The 15,888-nt window shown below is 60.2% G+C and carries 13 protein-coding genes; 3 read left to right on the forward strand and 10 right to left on the reverse strand.

Translation table 11 applies throughout. The features are described from left to right. A partial coding sequence (locus LPW39_RS21780) for a hypothetical protein (protein WP_230780355.1) occupies positions 1-239 on the reverse strand: 239 nt, incomplete at its 3' end. A 147-nt stretch (positions 240-386) separates the two neighbouring features. Further along, positions 387-527, reverse strand: a complete 141-nt coding sequence (locus tag LPW39_RS21785; RefSeq protein ID WP_230780358.1) for a hypothetical protein — start codon at positions 525-527, stop codon at positions 387-389. A 210-nt stretch (positions 528-737) separates the two neighbouring features. Here LPW39_RS21785 and LPW39_RS21790 point away from each other — a divergent pair, with 210 nt between their 5' ends. Beyond that, positions 738-980, forward strand: coding sequence for a nitroreductase family protein (locus LPW39_RS21790; RefSeq protein ID WP_230780361.1), 243 nt, complete (start codon positions 738-740; stop codon positions 978-980). Positions 981-1,074: 94 nt separating this feature from the next. Here LPW39_RS21790 and LPW39_RS21795 read toward each other — a convergent pair whose 3' ends face one another. From LPW39_RS21795 to glmS, 8 genes are all read right to left on the reverse strand, one after another. Continuing rightward, positions 1,075-6,828 carry a PilC/PilY family type IV pilus protein gene (locus LPW39_RS21795; RefSeq protein ID WP_230780364.1) on the reverse strand — a complete coding sequence of 1,918 codons (5,754 nt, stop codon included), beginning with the start codon at positions 6,826-6,828 and terminating at the stop codon, positions 1,075-1,077. Positions 6,829-6,910: 82 nt separating this feature from the next. After that, the gene (locus tag LPW39_RS21800; RefSeq protein WP_230780367.1) at positions 6,911-7,471 is read right to left on the reverse strand and encodes a pilus assembly PilX family protein; all 561 of its coding nucleotides are present in this window, start codon (positions 7,469-7,471) and stop codon (positions 6,911-6,913) included. Between the two features lie 35 nt (positions 7,472-7,506). Further along, a complete protein-coding gene (locus LPW39_RS21805; RefSeq protein ID WP_269075920.1) occupies positions 7,507-8,652 on the reverse strand; it encodes a PilW family protein in 1,146 nt (381 codons plus the stop codon). Between the two features lie 26 nt (positions 8,653-8,678). Beyond that, positions 8,679-9,146, reverse strand: coding sequence for a PilV family protein (locus LPW39_RS21810; protein ID WP_230780373.1), 468 nt, complete (start codon positions 9,144-9,146; stop codon positions 8,679-8,681). A 71-nt stretch (positions 9,147-9,217) separates the two neighbouring features. After that, positions 9,218-9,730 (reverse strand): GspH/FimT family pseudopilin, encoded by a 513-nt coding sequence (locus LPW39_RS21815; RefSeq protein WP_230780376.1) that lies wholly within the window; start codon positions 9,728-9,730, stop codon positions 9,218-9,220. Further along, positions 9,730-10,254 (reverse strand): type IV pilin protein, encoded by a 525-nt coding sequence (locus tag LPW39_RS23550; RefSeq protein ID WP_330166628.1) that lies wholly within the window; start codon positions 10,252-10,254, stop codon positions 9,730-9,732. The genes LPW39_RS21815 and LPW39_RS23550 overlap by 1 nt, the downstream gene beginning before the upstream one ends. A 1,249-nt stretch (positions 10,255-11,503) precedes the next feature. Then, entirely contained in the window at positions 11,504-11,794 is a 291-nt protein-coding gene (locus tag LPW39_RS21830) for a putative quinol monooxygenase (RefSeq protein ID WP_230780379.1), read from the reverse strand. 44 nt (positions 11,795-11,838) lie between these two features. Beyond that, positions 11,839-13,728: a glutamine--fructose-6-phosphate transaminase (isomerizing) gene (glmS, locus tag LPW39_RS21835; protein ID WP_230780381.1), complete on the reverse strand. Its 1,890-nt coding sequence runs from the start codon at positions 13,726-13,728 to the stop codon at positions 11,839-11,841. 124 nt (positions 13,729-13,852) lie between these two features. Here glmS and LPW39_RS21840 point away from each other — a divergent pair, with 124 nt between their 5' ends. Both LPW39_RS21840 and LPW39_RS21845 read left to right on the forward strand, forming a co-directional pair. After that, on the forward strand, positions 13,853-14,374 hold the full coding sequence (locus LPW39_RS21840) for an Lrp/AsnC family transcriptional regulator (RefSeq protein ID WP_230780383.1): 522 nt from the start codon (positions 13,853-13,855) through the stop codon (positions 14,372-14,374). A 337-nt stretch (positions 14,375-14,711) separates the two neighbouring features. Continuing rightward, positions 14,712-15,806, forward strand: coding sequence for a sensor domain-containing diguanylate cyclase (locus tag LPW39_RS21845; RefSeq protein ID WP_230780386.1), 1,095 nt, complete (start codon positions 14,712-14,714; stop codon positions 15,804-15,806). Positions 15,807-15,888: the final 82 nt, after the last annotated feature.

A 15,888-nucleotide genomic window follows, 5' to 3' on the forward strand; every position in this document is an offset into this window, starting at 1 on the left:
TCGATGGAGACGTTCTCCAGCTTCTGGTCTGCCAGGCCATTGGTGATGACCATCTTGGCATCAAAGGCCTGGCGCTCCAGCGAGAGCTTTTGCTCGATGACAATTTTGACTTCTGCACACACAGCATCCGCTGCCTGCGCAAAGGCACTGCTGATCGAATACAGCAGCCCCAAAACTAAGATGCCCACCACCGTCGCCCAGCTGGTAAACAGCGGGCGGCCCCTCATGTTTTTATACATACCCTGTGTCCATCTTTAGTAGGCCCAGAGTTGCTAACGCCCTTCTGGCCCTCCGCCTCAATTGATGTTCATCAATGAATTCCCAAAATGTATGGATATTTATTGATAGTCTTATTGCATTTTGAGACGCATTTGAAAGAACACTGCTTACATGACGCTGACAGATAGTTTGGTAAACACAACAGAAGAACCGCCTAGGGCATCGGCGTAGTGGGCATGAAGCTCATCAATGCGTGCCATGCAGTAACTGCCCTGAATGGAGCCTTCCTTCGTTTTCTTATTCTTCATCAAGCACTGATGAGTGGAGCAAAAATACTATTTTTTCCAATTTCTGAACAATTGCACCATTGCCTGCTACCAGCGGTGACGAAATCGCCAGTCCGTATGGCTGTTTGTTTGTCATCGCACCACCTATTGGACCTCGGGTTTTGGACTGCCCCAGCGCACCGCCGATGCCTGGGTGGCCCCGGCCATCCAGGCCCATGAGGGAGATGCCCAATGCAGCGCGATGAAGCGTTGCGCTCGGCATCGCTGGCGGCGATGACCTTGATACTGGCAGCGCAAGGCGATCAGTTAGGGTCTTGCGCGATGGTGGGCTTTGATGCTGTGGCGTTGAACCGGGCGTTCGGCCTGGCGCAGGATGAGGTGCCAGTGGTGCTGGTCACCGTGGGCTACCCCGCCAAAAAACAAGGACCTCAGAAACCGCGCAAGGCGGTGCATGAGGTCCTTGAGATTGTTTGAGGCGGGCAGCAACACCGACAACATGCGAGCACAGCGCTGGGGCTGAATCGCAAGAACGGCGGCCATGAGAGACCGCCGCCCTTGCCCTTATGCCTTATTGCTTAACCAGCTCGCGCCAGCTGATGCGCTTGCCCAGCGGTTTGGGCGTTGCAACGGGGATCCGGATGTCGACCGGATTCTCCGGGACCTGGCTGGGAGAGACGTGGCTGGTGACATCGCCGTTTTGGTTGGCACTCAGGTCATTGCCCGAGATCAAGCCATCCACCGATTCACCGGCCATGGCCGTGCTGGTGTTCACAGCCTGGCCCGTTTGGAAGTCCAGGTAGTTGATCCAGCCCTTGCCACCTGCAACGCAAGGCTCGTTCGACGGCACATTGCTCGCGACCACCAAGGTGGTATTGGCCAGGCGCAGATCGACGTTGACGCGCTCGCCGGTATCGGGAAGGTCCACATACCAGCTCTTGGTGGCATCGTTGCACACAGCATCTGACAAGCTTGGCGCACATTGGAGCTTGCGCGTCAGCTTTCCACTGGGGTCTGTAACCTCGCTCAGCACTGACTGTTTCAGGCTGGCCCGGAACGAGGCGCCGCTGTTGCTGTAGCCATCGGCCACATCATCAATGCCATAGATGGTCTGCTGGCCCGTGGTAAGCAGGTCCCCCATGCCCAGCAGCTTGCCGGTAGCAACGAGAATACGTGGCAACGCGCTGGCATTGGGGCTTTGCACCAGTTCCAAACGGGTGGTGATGGGCTGCTCATTGCCGCCGCTGTCCTTCAGCTGCACGACCTTCTTGCCCTGGTAGTTGCCGCCGATCCACTGGTAACGCCAGATATTGCCCTTGATATCACCGCCATAGAACAAGGCGCTGGTGTTGTTACCACTCGGGTCTTTCATGAAGTTGTTGAGGTCTTTCATGCCTGCGCCATCAGGGTTGGTAATGGTCTGGATCACAGCACCTGTACCTGCATTGAGCACGTAGACATAGCCCTTGCCATCGGCGTTGTTGTAGCCCGAGGTGAGCAGCGCCACCCAGGTGCCGTCCGGCATCTTGGTGATCAGCGGTTTGCCATAGCTCTGGCCCATGGTGGACGCACTGACCTCCCACAGCCCCTTGGGTGATTCAGGGTCGGTGATGTCGAGCGCATAGTAGCCGTTGCCGCCCTTGTTGAAGCCGCCCACCAGGATGGTTTTCCAGGCACCATCGTGGAAGATATCGGCCATCACCGGCGATCCATCAACAAAATAGCGGTGGTTGCTGTCGTAGTTGTTGCTGGCCAGTGCGGCCATCGTGGGCATCACAGCCTGGGGTACAAAGGCCCAGGCCTCACGCGCAGCGGGGTAGACAAGCTTGCCGCCGATGGTCTCTTGCTTGGTCAGATCGGTATCCGCATAGAAGGCATGCAGCATGCCATCGTTGCCACCCACGTACACCATGGGCCGGCGGTCCTTTTGCGCCAGGCGGAAGGCGGCGTAGCCGGCATCGCGGTACTTGCGCTGAGGCTTGCTCACAAACAGTGGCTGCGAGCCGATGATGTCACCCAGGCGGCTTTCGCGGCTGCGGTAGAGCTTGGTGTCGTCGCCCTGCACATAGCCTTCCTTGCTGCGGTCGCCGCGCAGGAACTTCACCAGGTTCTCGCCCAGCGCTGCGGTCTTTTGGGTATCGCTCATCTGGCCATACTGCGACAGCAGACCTTGGGCAGCGGCGCCATTGAAATGGCTTTGCAGGCCGCCCAGCGCAGACCAACTGAAATCCTCCAAGGTCGCGCCATTCATGAAGAAAATGCGCCGGTCGTCACTGCTCAGATTGCGCGCATCGAGCTTGGTTTTGGCAGACCAATTGGGGATCAATGTGCGGGCACCCGAGCTCACATTGATTTCATAGGCCTGCACTTCTCCGGACCAACGGCCGCTGCGGTACAGCGCTCCGTAGGCAAAGTTGTTGCCTGTCTCGACCACAGCCGACGACACGGCAACGCCGGCGCCAGAGCCCACAGCAGCACGGATATCGGCAAACACCTGGCCCAGGCCCGACTTGATGGCCTGCGGGTCGTTGGCGCTGAAATAGAGTCCACGGCCATTGACAGCGGTATGCCAGAAGTCATCGATGGACTGGGGCTGCTCGTAGTTGGTAACACCGGGCGCTGGCCAGACCGGCCAGGTCTTGGTGCCGTTGCGCAGTCCGGCGAAGTCGCCTGCACCATTTTTGTAGTCCTTGTCGAACTTCAGCGTGCCGGAGACGCCCATGCCGATCACATAGGTCGCCATATGCTGCCAGGTGGCCTTGTCATCCTCGCCCCCGGTGCCCGCAGGCTTGACCAAGTTGGCCAGCTCGGGGCGCAGATCGGTGGCGTAGTAGTACTGCGCCACGTCCGCCAGCGAGTTGCGGCTGCCGCCAGAGACATTGCTTTGCTCCACCGTATCGCAGGGCAGCTTGGTGCAGGACTGGTGGCCAGCAGGCAGGCTGCTCCAGACTACCGTATTGGTGGGCAAGGGGCGACCGCCAGCAGGCAGGGTCATGCCGGCCGCTTCGGCTGCGCTGTAGCACTGTGCAGGCGATTCCAGATCGGTCACCGGTATGGTGACATTGGAAATCTGCTGTGGCGTGCCCTCCGTCGCGCCCAGCAAATTCACGCGGTGCGTGGTCGCTGTGCCAGAAAACACCTTCTTCTTGCCCAGCACTTGCGAGCAATTGGTGGTTGCACAGTCGGCTGGCTTCTCAGGGGTGAAGACGGGTGTATCACTCTCTACATTGCAGACCGTCACCTTGTGGGTCACTGGATCGTAGCCGGCCGCGCAGGCCTGGCCATGCGGCACGGTGATGGTCGTGGGTCCCTCTTGCTCGCAGATGGTTTCCACACCATTGGCTGCCGTGCCGGCCGTGCAGGCGGCATAGTCGGCCGCACTGCTGAGGTAGTCCACATGCTCCACCTTGGTGCAGGTGGTTGTGGTCCAGCCGTTGTCGCTGGACGGACCTGACTCCACGCAGCTGCCATAGGCCATGTCAGTGGTGGTGCTCTGGGGATTGCAATCGGTCACCGCGCCGCTTTGTGGGCAGCTTTGCACCGGCTGGTTGTACTGGTTGTTGGCCACGCATTGGGTGGTCACCCAGCCGTTGGCTGCCGAGGGACCAGGCGTGGTGCTGCAGCTGGTCGTTTCGACCGGGTCGGTGGTCTTGTTCTCACAGGTCACCAGAAAACAGCCATTCGCCGGCGATGGACCGGCTGCCGTACAGCTTTGCACGGCACCATTGGCCATCGAAGAAGGCGAGCCAGACGCAGGCGTACAGGTGCCGCCGCCGGAGTTGCATTCAGTGCCCGTCCAGTTGTTGGCTGCAGACGGAGCCTGTGGTGTGCAGCTGGCCGCGTAGCCCCAGTCGGAGTACCGCATCTCGCAGACGGTATTGCCGGTACAGCTGGCGGGGTTGACCGCTGCAGTGCCAAATGTGGTCGTGTATGGCGCTTCACATGTGACGATGGTGGGCGATGTGGACGCTACGCAGCTGCTCTGCGGCACGGCTGTGCTGGCGTACAGCTCGGCATTGCCACAGACCTGGTCCATCTTGGTGACGCCATTGGATAGATCAGCGGGGCAGGCATCCACAAACTGCGTGCTTGGTTTCTTGGCACTGCAGACGGTGTACACGTTGGCGCTGCTCACACCTGCGGAGCAGAAGTTGTTGGTGCTGGCCGTACCGTAGGCCTGCTTGGCCACACAGGTGGAGCGTTTGAAGTCCGGCGCCACCGGGCTGGCGTTGACGCACTGTGCATCGGTCACATAGGTGGTCACGCTGTGGCTGCTGTCGCAGCCGCTGAACAGCACCATATTGGCAGTCACGCCACTGGCAGCCAGATCGGGGTGGAGCACGCCACAGGCGGGTACCGGTCCGTTGATCGGCGCCACACTTGCATTGCCCTCACAGGAGATCGTGCCCTGCCCTGGAACAAACTGGCCGTTATTGCTGCAGATCGAGGCGCTGGCGGGCACGTCGGAGGTCTGGCACTCGACCTTGTAGTCACCATCCATGCCTGGCGAGCAGCTGGCGTTGACCAACTGCCACTGGTCATTGCCCACCAGATTGCAACCATAGGGTTCGCACACAGCCTTGTCGGTGGTCTTGAACGGGATCTCACCAATGGCCTGGTTGATATAGGAGTAGAAATAGCGCTTTTGCTCGACACGTTTGTACACGGCCTTGCCAAATGGTTCTTGCTTTTCGGTGGCCCAGGTGGTGATCAAGGCATTGCGGTACTGGCTCTGGGTGATGGAGTTCCAGGTGTACTTGTGCTTGTAGATGCGCTTGTAGACCATCTTGGTGGCAGCCACGTTCCAGTACGTACGCATGGCGTTGGTGTAGCCCAGCTTCTTCTCGGCCTTTTGCTCGGTCCACAAAGTGCTCTTGTAGAAACCCAGCACCGTGCCATAGGTCACCTGCTGCGTCTTCACGCTTTTCTTGGTGATTTTCTTGTACGTTGTCTCGGTCTTGGTGCCACCACCTGGAATGATGGTTTGCCAGCCCAGTCCGCAGGCGTTCCACGCGTAGCCGATAGAGGCATCACGGCGCAGCAGCGATCCGCTGGTCGAGCCGTCATAGATCGGGCGCGGGGTCAGGCCGTCTGGCCCGGTCAAAGGGCGGTTATAGGCTGGATCGCTGTCAGGGCCATCCTGTTGCCCGACCAAGGTGGTGCCATCCAGCTGCATGGGGCCCTTGGTTTCCTGGCCCACATTCCAATAACCGTCAGTGGTCACAATCGCATAGTGGCGCTGGCAGGCGGAGAGCACTGGGTCCGCAAAGGGCGCCATGGCCGTATTGATGCTGTCGCCCTTGTTGGCGTAATAGCGTCCCACCCGGGCCAGTGCTTCGCGGGTGGGAGAGCTGCCCCCGGTCTGGGCCGACTGAATGGTCTGGAACCAGGCTTGTTTTTCCGTGCTATCGAAATCCTTCACAGGCACGAACTTGAACGTGCTGGTGTCAGGCTTGGCGGCACTCAGGAAACCGACACGGAAGTTGTTATCCAGCGCGTTGAATGCCAGGCTGATGGAGGACTTGGCCATGTTGATACGCGTGCGGTAGAAGCTGTACCAGATGGCAAAGTTCTTTTGCTGCGCATCGGTGGTGATGCCTCGGCGAATCCAGTAACCATCAGGTGCGGTCGTGCTGCCGGTGTTGATATTGGCACTGGGCTGGTTGATCAACAGACTGCCGTTGTCAGCCTTGATCGCACTGTTGCTGACCTTGTTGCAGGCGCCAGCTGCCACATCGGCACCTTCGAACGAAGGCGTGACTCCGGTGACACGTGGCACCCATTCAAAGTAGTAGGCCGCTTGGGCAGGGTCGTTGTAGATGGCTTGCTGCTGCCAACGCGTGGAGATGTCATAGGCCTGGAAACTGGTCGCCAGGTTCACGACCCCTTTGGAATGGTTGTAGCCATCAATCCAGGCACTGGTAAAGCTGGGCTGGGCGTAGGCCGTTCCATCGGGCTGGGCTGGCAACTCGTACTTGACCGCAGGGTTGTAGTACAAGGTGTTGCACAACGAACTCTTGTAGCCCATGGGGAAGAAGGTCGCCGAGTAATTGGTCGGGTCCCAGTCATCTGGCATGTGGGTCCACTTCATCGAGTCCGAAGTGTCCATCAACAGCATCACATTGGGCTTGTCCTGGTTGGCGAAGGTGTTGACCGGCACATCGGCAATATCCACCGGGTTATGGGGTGTGTCGGCAATGGCCATGCCGCCGCCCACCGCACCAGCCACCAAGGCTGCGGCTCCCAACGCCCACAGCCGCCTGGGGCTCCATGTGTGCAGCCCGAGCTTGCGGCTCTCTCTATCTGCGAAAGCTATGTTTTTCATCTATTCGCACTCCTCTTGTTCGTCTGAAATTCTTCTGCCTGGTCCCACGCAGCAATGCCCGGATGTGCCATCCGGGCCAGCCTCAGTAGGTACTCATCTGCACATAGCTTTCGGTGTCTCGTGGGCCGGATACCTTGGCAGTGATGCGGTACATGGGCCGTTGCGTGCAACTGGAGACACTGCCCACGGATTCGCTGGAGCCTGAGCAGCCATCGCCCTGTGGCATCACGCAGCTTTGTCCGGCCGCATTGATGGCGCCAGCGCTTCGGCAAAGGCGGTGGATCAGATAGCGCACCTCATTGCCCAGCGCATCACTGGTGGCAGCAACCGCTGCATGGTCCCAATCCAGCGATGAAGCGGGCTGCTTGGGATCGACGCTGGCGTAATAGCCAAAACTGCTGTTATTGGCATCCAACGCACTGGTGCCGGTTGCAGACAAGGCCTCCAGCTTGGCGAGCCCCGTCTCCAGCCCCAGATCGGCGCCCGAGGTCGCTGCCTGCTTGAGTGCCAGACTGCCGGACACACCCGCGCCCAGGGTGCTGGTACGCACCAGGGCCAGGCCGGTGATGGTCATCACCAGCAGCACGACCAATGCCACCAGCAAGGTGACGCCTCGCTGGCCACTTGCCAAGGGGCGAACCATGGATCTGGAGCCATGACGAAATGGCAGGTGATTGGTCATTGTTGTTGCCCCCAAATCGTGTTGCGCAGCGGGATGGCGCTTTCATAGACGCGGTAGCGAAAGTGCTTCCACTCGTCATCGCTGCCCATGGGAAATGCTTTGCTGCCGTTGGCCCAGCGGGGCTCTGCAGCGGTCACCTCGTCGCGCTCATACTGCGAACTGCGCACCAGGATGGCGACGCGTACCGCCATCAACCGATCCATGTTGGCTACCGGTGAGGTCGACCCGGGATCCACGTTGAAGGAAGTCCATTCATCGTCTTTGTCGATCTTTCCGTTGCCATCCTTGTCAAAACCGTACTCGGCAACCATTTGCAGCACATCCTCAGCCACGGCAACGCCCTTGGTATCGGTCTCGTCCAGAAAGTTGTAGCGCATCAACTGGTTGTTCTGCACCCGCCATACGTTGCGTGTGGGCCGGTTGCCCAGGCTGAACAACCAGCCTTCACCCAGGCTGGTGGCGCCGCCATCGAGCATGTCGACATACGAGCCGCCATTGCGCTCGGGCACCACCGACGCACCGGTATAAAAGCTGGTGTAGGCGGTAGCCATATGGCGCACACTGGGGTCATCCTCGGCCACGCCCCCAGGCCCGGTGATGGACGAGCCCGCACCGGCGGTCACCTCCATCAACAGGCATTTGCTGGCATCGGTATCACTGGTTCCCACCACCACATCGCCGGCCTGAAAGCCCGCATTGCTGCGCTCCATCGTGAAAACGCCGCTGGCACTGGCGCTGTAGCGCGCGCCGATGAACATATTCGGCGACGAGCCGGTGAGCACACGCAACTCATTGCGGTCCACGATTTGCACCGGCAGCAGCGGGAATGTGTACTGGGCAGGGTCGCGGCCTGTCCGTTTGAAAGCCTGCACGGTACAACCCAGATAGGCGGGATCCATGCCAGCAAAGCCCAGACCCGCAGAGCGGATGTCGCGCTCAATCGCAAACAGCGCCAATGCGCCTGCGGTCTGCGCCTGGCTCACTGCGGCGGTGGTACGGCGGCGCCCTTCCGATGTAGAAAACAGATGGTAGATGGCCAGCAAAGTCAGCAGGCCGATGGCCAAGCCGATCATGAGCTCGATGAGCGTGAAACCCTGCGCTCGCCCGCGCGGCAGCGGTCTTCGTGGTGCTTGACCCCTCATGGCAATAACCCTCCCTGTCGACTTTTTTAGTGCACAAATGCCTGTATTTCGTAGATACGCTTGGCGGCATCATCGGGCCCCTGCCAGCACAGCCGCACCGTCACCTGGTTGAGATTTCCGTCTGTATTCACGACGACCTGCTGACCGCTTTCGACGGCCCCCGGCAGGCCCAGGACATGGTTGGTCGGGTCACCCCGAGCTGCCTTGAGCACCTTGCCCAACTCCGAACTCTCGCTGATCCCGGTACCGCTGTAGCTACAGCGCTCTGTGCCGTCTGCTTGGTGCTCAAAAGCCTTGAGAGACTGCGCAAGCGCAGCGGGTGAGCTGCGGTCCACGTTCAGCGATACCAGCTGGATGATCTGCTCTGCATACATGCCAGCTTCCGTGCGGTACTGCGCCTGGCCGCTCAGCGCCATGGATTTGGCAGTCAGGCCTGCGATGCCCAAAATTCCCAGCATCAGCAGCAGGATCGAGACCATGGCTTCGATCAGCATGATCCCGTGTTGAGAGCGGCTGCCCAGATGCTGCACGGCTACCCGCCGACGCCGTGCCTGTGACGAGGCGTTCAGCATTTGCGGTTGTCTCCATCGGTGGTGATGGCTGGATCGCAGAGCCGCACTTGGCCCCCTGGCGATATCACCACCTGCAAGCAGCGTTGTGGGCCATTGGCCAGACATTGGGCAACATCGGCCGGCATGAACTTGACGGTGTTGGCCGCCGAGGCATTGCCCAGGCCATTGAAAGTCACCTCGGTTGCGGAAGCGGTGACCGAGAGCATCGCAGCCGACTCCGGAGCCTTGGTCACAATAACTCCGCCTGCAGCGATGGACCAGCCCTGGTTGGCATTGGTCAGACTGATGGTCACATCGGTATTGCGGCGCACTGCCTCCGAACGTGCCTGTTGCGCGCCGTCGTAGTAGGCCTGTGCCGCAGCACGAATCTTGGTGTCCAACAGATAGACACGGATGCTGGGCATCACCATCAGCAGCAAAAATGCCAGAACGCCGATGGCGACCAGCAACTCCAGCAAGGTAAAGCCATGCTCGCGCCGCGAAGTCATCGCCAGAAAGTGCAGCATCAGCAGCTCCCATCCTTGCGTGCCGACCAGCAATTGCTGCCCGCCGTCCAACCTGCCGGTGTACTGGTCGTGGCACGCTGGCCCTGCTGATTCAGCGTAAACGCAAACCCGGACATACTGCCCTGACCTTCGGCAGTCACGGTATATGTGGTTTTACCCAATGTGCACTTATATTTAAATCGAATGGTTTCGGCGGGAGCAGGAGCAAGGCCCCCGACGCCACAGGCGTTCTCATAAGTCCGGTTATCCTGAAAATACTGCTCCAGTTTTCCACCCATATCCGCCAGCGGCACCAAGCCATCCACAATTTGCCCGCGCTTGACATATTCCTGGTAATTTGGAAGCGCAATAGCTGAAAGGATGGCAATAATCGCCACCACAATCATGACTTCGATCAACGTAAAACCCATTTGCACAGCGCTTAGCACTTGGCCACCACGTTGGAGCGGTGCTTGTGCGAAACCCCACAGCCCGTTCGCATCCGCAGCGGAATAGCCAAGACGGCAAAGACTTTTTTGAACCATGATCGAAAGGAACTTGTTATTAAATTAATAGTTAATGCGGCAATAGCGTTGTTCAACTTTTTGTGCATCAGCGCAGAAACCAATCCAACACGGCCTCGTCCATTACCAACCACTACGCAGTTGGGTTCATCTGCACCCTGAAACGCTTATCAGCACCTCCCGTGCTTTCATAAGGTGGGTCAGCACCGGCCCGCCGCATCCTCCTGCTTGGGCTCATCTCGTCTAATACCTCAGAGTTGCTGCCCACTCCCCAGCCGGGCAGCTCCCCAAAACCCTGCGCGTATTCACTAAAAACTGCGCGGCAGACTAGACAAAATTAGGAATTATTTTTTCCTATTACTTCTTATTTTCAATGAATGGAATCTGCAGGCGGAGTGTAACTTTGAGCCGTACAATCTGATCAGGCCAATTGTTAACATAGTTTTTCTCACTCGCTACGTATCGCCTATACCACTATTTCTATGAAAAAGACGAAGGTTTGACCTGGCGCAAAGCAGCACTTTGGCGCCCTCCTGGCAGTACAGTTTCTGAGTCCGAACCCAGCGACTTGGATCGACGTAGTGACGATGCTGCGCCGCCCGGGCATCGCGCCGCTGCAGCTGTGGGGTTCGCCTTGCTCAACCAGACCTTTATTCCCTGGGGTGCGGCACGCCCGGTCTGCCTCGGCGCCTGCGCCTCCTGGGTCTGCAGACGGCACTGCTCGCGGCTTTCTACGTGCCCAGCCTTCTTCGTTAGCGAGGTGGGTGTGCGCCCCCACCAGGCAGAAGCTTCGCCAACGCGCCATTGCCCACCCACCCTGAGGCATGGTCACTGCATGGAAGGCTTGCTCTTTTTGAGACGATCGCGGAGATGCTGAATCCATCGGCATCGGGCATTGTGTAAGGCCTGGCCCCTGGCCTCTATACAGCCTTGGGATCCCGATGTCATGGCGCTCACGCCTGCGCTGGCAGGCGCGCTGGGGTCTTTGCCAATACTGAATACGCTGGCAACCGCCTGTTGGCCACTGGCGCGGCGGTGCATGCGCCCGGACGGGCGCTGGGCGTCTTCTCAGCGCTGCACATGTCGATGGCAGCCATGCTCAGCCAGGGGGCTTCGCAAGAGCGGCCTGCCTACCGGCTCCTGCTGGCGTTTGCGCTGACGGCATTCGCAATGGTGACCTGTTATCGCTGGCTCGGCACCTTGCACACACAGCACCAGCCCGGCACAACCGGGTCCGTGGCGCGTGTGATGGGCAACACCGCTGGCTAGGCTAGCCCTGCGCCTGCCATTCGACAAATTCCAGTTTCTGGGATGCGCACAAGCGGTTCAGCGCCGCTACGCCCACTACAAAGTGCGCTTGCTTCTCATGCGCGGCCAACGCCTGGCGGTCGGACCACACTTCAAAGAGATACACCAGCTCCTTGCCCACCGCAATGTCATAGCGCAGGCAGCCAGCCTCCTGCCTGCTGGCCTGCGCCAGAGTCGCAAGCGTCGAGACGACGTCTGGCAAACGGCCTGCATGAGGTTGCAGCGTGACGATCAAGTTCAGGGGTTCAGCCATACCTGGGCTCCTTGGGATGCAATGGGCAACGATGCCGGTACGTCTTATTCGACCGTGACGGATTTGGCCAGGTTGCGCGGCTTGTCCACATCGGTGCCACGTGCCACGGCCGTGTGGTACGACAGCAGCTGCAGCGGCACCACATGCAGGATGGGGCTGAGCACGCCGTAGTGCTCAGGCATGCGGATCACGTGCATTCCTTCGGCGTTCTCAATATTGGTGTTGGCATCGGCCAGCACATAGAGCACACCACCGCGCGCACGCACTTCCTGCATATTGCTCTTGAGCTTTTCCAGCAGCTCGTCGTTGGGCGCGACGGTGACGACGGGCATCTCGCTGTCCACCAGCGCCAGCGGACCGTGCTTGAGCTCGCCGGCCGGATAGGCTTCGGCGTGGATGTAGCTGATCTCCTTGAGCTTGAGCGCACCTTCCAGCGCGATCGGGTAGTGGATGCCACGGCCCAGGAAGAGCGCGTTTTCCTTGCGCGCAAAGTCCTCGGCCCAGCTCACCACCTGGGGCTCCAGCGCCAGCACCGCTTGCAGGGCCAGCGGCAGGTGGCGCATTTTTTCCAGGTAGGCGTCGGACTGGGCTTCGGTGATATGGCCCTTGCTCTGGCCCAGGGCCAGGGTCAGCAGGAAGAGGCCCGCCAGCTGGGTGGTAAAGGCCTTGGTGGAGGCCACACCGATTTCCATGCCCGCGCGGGTGATGTAGCTCAGCTTGCACTCGCGCACCATGGCGCTGGTGGCCACGTTGCAGATGGTCAGGGTGTTCGTCATGCCCAGGCTTTGGGCATGGCGCAAAGCGGCCAGGGTGTCGGCCGTCTCGCCTGACTGGCTGATGGTGACCACCAGGGCCCGGGGGTTGGGCACGCTCTTGCGGTAACGGTATTCACTGGCCACTTCCACATTGCAGCGGATGCCTGCCAGGCCTTCGATCCAGTACTTGGCGGTGCAACCGCTGTAGTAGCTGGTGCCGCAGGCCAGGATCAGCACCTCGTCGATGTCCTTGAACACGCGCCAGGCGGCATCGCCATCGATGCCGTCAAACAACTCGGGCACCACGCCTTGCACACCTTCCAGGGTGTCGGCAATCGCGCGCGGCTGCTCGAAGATCTCTTTTTGCATGTAGTGGCGGTAAGGGCCCAGCTCCACGGCGCCGCTGTGCGCATGCACGGTTTTGACTGGGCGGTCGGCGGCCTCCAGCGTCTTGCCGCTGTGGTCCACCACCCAATAGCGGCCAATTTGCAGATCCACCATGTCGCCTTCGGCGAGGTAGACGATCTGGTCGGTCACGCCGGCCAGGGCCATCGCGTCGCTGGCCAGGAAGTTCTCGTTGTTGCCCACGCCCAGGATCAGCGGCGAGCCGGCACGCGCGCCGACCACGCGGTGAGGTTCGTCCTTGTGCATCACGGCAATCGCATAGGCACCGCGCAGGGACTTGATCGCCTGCTGCAGCGCTGTGAACAGGTCGCCGTCGTAGTGGCTGTCCACCAGGTGGGCGATCACTTCGGTATCGGTCTGGCTCAAGAACTGGTAGCCCTTGGCCTGCAGTTCATGGCGCAGCGCTTCGTGGTTCTCGATGATGCCGTTGTGCACCAGGGCTACGCGGCCGGCGGCCTGCACATCGGCCACACCGGGGCCGGCGCTGAAATGCGGATGGGCATTGTGCACGGCTGGCGCGCCATGCGTGGCCCAGCGCGTATGGGCGATGCCGGTGGCGCCCTGCACCTGTTCGCTGGCCACCTGCTCCATCAGCTCGGCCACGCGGGCCGTACTGCGGGCGCGGCGCAGACCGCCGGGCTGGCGGCCGTCTAGGCTGGCCTCATGCACGGCCACGCCGCAGGAGTCATAGCCACGGTACTCCAGCCGCTGCAGGCCCTGCACCAGCACCGGGACGATATTGCGCGTAGAAACCGCACCAACAATGCCGCACATAGCTTTCACTCCTTGATCAACAATGGCAGCAGTGTAGACAGGTCAGTGTTTTATTTTCTTTCTATTTTTTCTGAATTTTGAAATAATATTTCTCAATAAATATCTATTGAAATAAAATTTCAAAATGAATGATGATTTGAACGACTTCACACTGGATATCATCGACTTGCAGCTGCTCGACGCCTTGCAAAAGGATGCGTCGGTCAGCAACCAGGCGCTGGCGGACAAGGTACATGTCTCGCCACCCACCTGCCTGCGGCGCATCAAGCGGCTGCGCGAGATGGGCCTGATTGCCGCCGAGGTGGCCCTGCTTTCGCACGATGTGCTGGCCAAAGTGCAGGGCTTTGGCCTGTTCGCGCTGGTCGAAGTGAGCCTGGAACGCCAGGGCGCTGAAGCGCTGGACGCCTTTGAGGCCTTCGTGGTGCAGAACGAGCAAGTGCAGCAGTGCTGGCGGGTCAGCCCCGGGCCGGATTTTGTGCTGGTGGTCTACGCGCACGACATGCCTGGCTACCTGGCACTGACGCAAAAGCTGTTCACTGCGCAGAGCAATGTGCGCAATGTAAAAACCTACTTTGCCACCAAGCGCAGCAAGTTCATCACCCGCATTCCCTTGCCCAAGGGACCGCATTTGTCGCACCACAGCTAAAGCCTTCTTACGCCTTGAAGCGTGGCTGGCAGTGCCAGCGACCTGTGGAGACCTGTGGAGACCTGTGAATACCCACTTGGTAAAACAGGCATTGCTTCACCGCCTTGCCTCAGGGCCTCACACATCTGCCATGGGTGGCAGCGATGTGCATGACCACTCTGGGCAAACCGCTGTGGACGAAAACATTCACCATATGCCATACGCCCGAAGGCGCTTGCCTCGGCACGGGTCCGGCCCCATACTTGCGCTACGAGTATCAATCAGTAACAGCATGGAGCATTGTCTGCCAGAGCTGTAAGAGTTACTCATCGGGTAAGAGAGGCTATTCATGGTGCATATGAAATTAGACAGCACCCAGCAGCGCAGTGACTGGGGCCGCATTGTCTTCCTGGCATCCTGTGCACTGGCTGCTGCAAGCGCCTTGTGGCAGCGCAACGCACCTTGGCCGGTGTGGCTGGCTATCGTGCTGCCATTGGTGGCCTGGCCACTGCTGGCCCGCTGGCGCACCCGCCGCACAGGCGGCTCCGACATCAACGATGTGGTCTTGTCCTTTGTCGACGGCATGGTGATCGGCGTCTGGGTCGCGCTGGTGCACTTCCACCTGCTCACCAGCGCCCTCATGCTGATGCTGCTGATCCATTGCACCTATGCGATGCAAAGCCTGCGCCATGCGATGCTGGCCGTCGTCGGCACCTTTGCAGGCCTGGCCGTCACCGGCCTGCTCACCTCGTTCAGCGTGCAGCACCACACCAGCACCTTCACCATCGTCGGCAGCCTGCTGGCCGTCGCCGTCTACCTGGCGATGCAAGGCATTGCCACCGGCCACCTGCTGCGCAGCCTGGCGCACAAAGAGCAGATGCTGATGGTGATGCGCCGCGTCGATGCGATGACCGGCTTTTTTGGCCGCATGTACTGGCAGGATCTGGCGACCCGTTTGTTCGCCTATGCCAAGCAAAAAGACATTCCCGCTTTCCTGATCGTTGTGGATGTGGATAACTTCCGCGAGCTCAACAGCCGCCATGGCGAAACCGCTGGCGACGAGGTCATCATCGCGGTGGCCAACACCTTGCGCACCTGCGTGCGCCCGGGCGATGCCACCTGCCGCTTTGGTGGTGATTCCTTTGCCGTGCTGCTGTCCGGCGTGAACCTGGACATCGCCAACCAGATTGCCGACCGCATCCACAGCCAGGCCCTCAACCGCCGCCTGCGCGATTGGCCCGATGTGCAGATCAGCGTCAGCATCGGCATTGCCAGCCTGGCCAAGTACCACCAGTCGGTAGATGACTGGATCCACCAGGCCGAGGCCGCACTGGAGCAGGCGCGCGGCGCACCCCGCAGCTACGGCAGCTATGCCGAGCTGGAACCCATCTCCGCCGCCCACCTGGCAGAACTGGCCAGCATGCCTGGCCCCGGAGCCCCCGCAGGCGCCTGACCACAGCCTTCATCCCTCAGGCGCCGGGGGTGGTGGCTCTTCTGCCGACGCCAGCCGCCTGTGCCTATACACCCAGGCGCTC

This window comes from Comamonas koreensis, from assembly GCF_021026195.1.
Taxonomy (GTDB): domain Bacteria; phylum Pseudomonadota; class Gammaproteobacteria; order Burkholderiales; family Burkholderiaceae_C; genus Comamonas; species Comamonas koreensis.

Coding starts and splice junctions, on each gene's coding strand:
- LPW39_RS21785 (WP_230780358.1), bottom strand. CDS start 527: ATGAAGAATAAGAAAACGAAGGAAGGCTCCATTCAGGGCAGTTACTGC.
- LPW39_RS21790 (WP_230780361.1), top strand. CDS start 738: ATGCAGCGCGATGAAGCGTTGCGCTCGGCATCGCTGGCGGCGATGACC.
- LPW39_RS21795 (WP_230780364.1), bottom strand. CDS start 6,828: ATGAAAAACATAGCTTTCGCAGATAGAGAGAGCCGCAAGCTCGGGCTG.
- LPW39_RS21800 (WP_230780367.1), bottom strand. CDS start 7,471: ATGGTTCGCCCCTTGGCAAGTGGCCAGCGAGGCGTCACCTTGCTGGTG.
- LPW39_RS21805 (WP_269075920.1), bottom strand. CDS start 8,652: ATGAGGGGTCAAGCACCACGAAGACCGCTGCCGCGCGGGCGAGCGCAG.
- LPW39_RS21810 (WP_230780373.1), bottom strand. CDS start 9,146: ATGCTGATCGAAGCCATGGTCTCGATCCTGCTGCTGATGCTGGGAATT.
- LPW39_RS21815 (WP_230780376.1), bottom strand. CDS start 9,730: ATGCTGCACTTTCTGGCGATGACTTCGCGGCGCGAGCATGGCTTTACC.
- LPW39_RS23550 (WP_330166628.1), bottom strand. CDS start 10,254: ATGGTTCAAAAAAGTCTTTGCCGTCTTGGCTATTCCGCTGCGGATGCG.
- LPW39_RS21830 (WP_230780379.1), bottom strand. CDS start 11,794: ATGGCTGAACCCCTGAACTTGATCGTCACGCTGCAACCTCATGCAGGC.
- glmS (WP_230780381.1), bottom strand. CDS start 13,728: ATGTGCGGCATTGTTGGTGCGGTTTCTACGCGCAATATCGTCCCGGTG.
- LPW39_RS21840 (WP_230780383.1), top strand. CDS start 13,853: ATGAATGATGATTTGAACGACTTCACACTGGATATCATCGACTTGCAG.
- LPW39_RS21845 (WP_230780386.1), top strand. CDS start 14,712: ATGAAATTAGACAGCACCCAGCAGCGCAGTGACTGGGGCCGCATTGTC.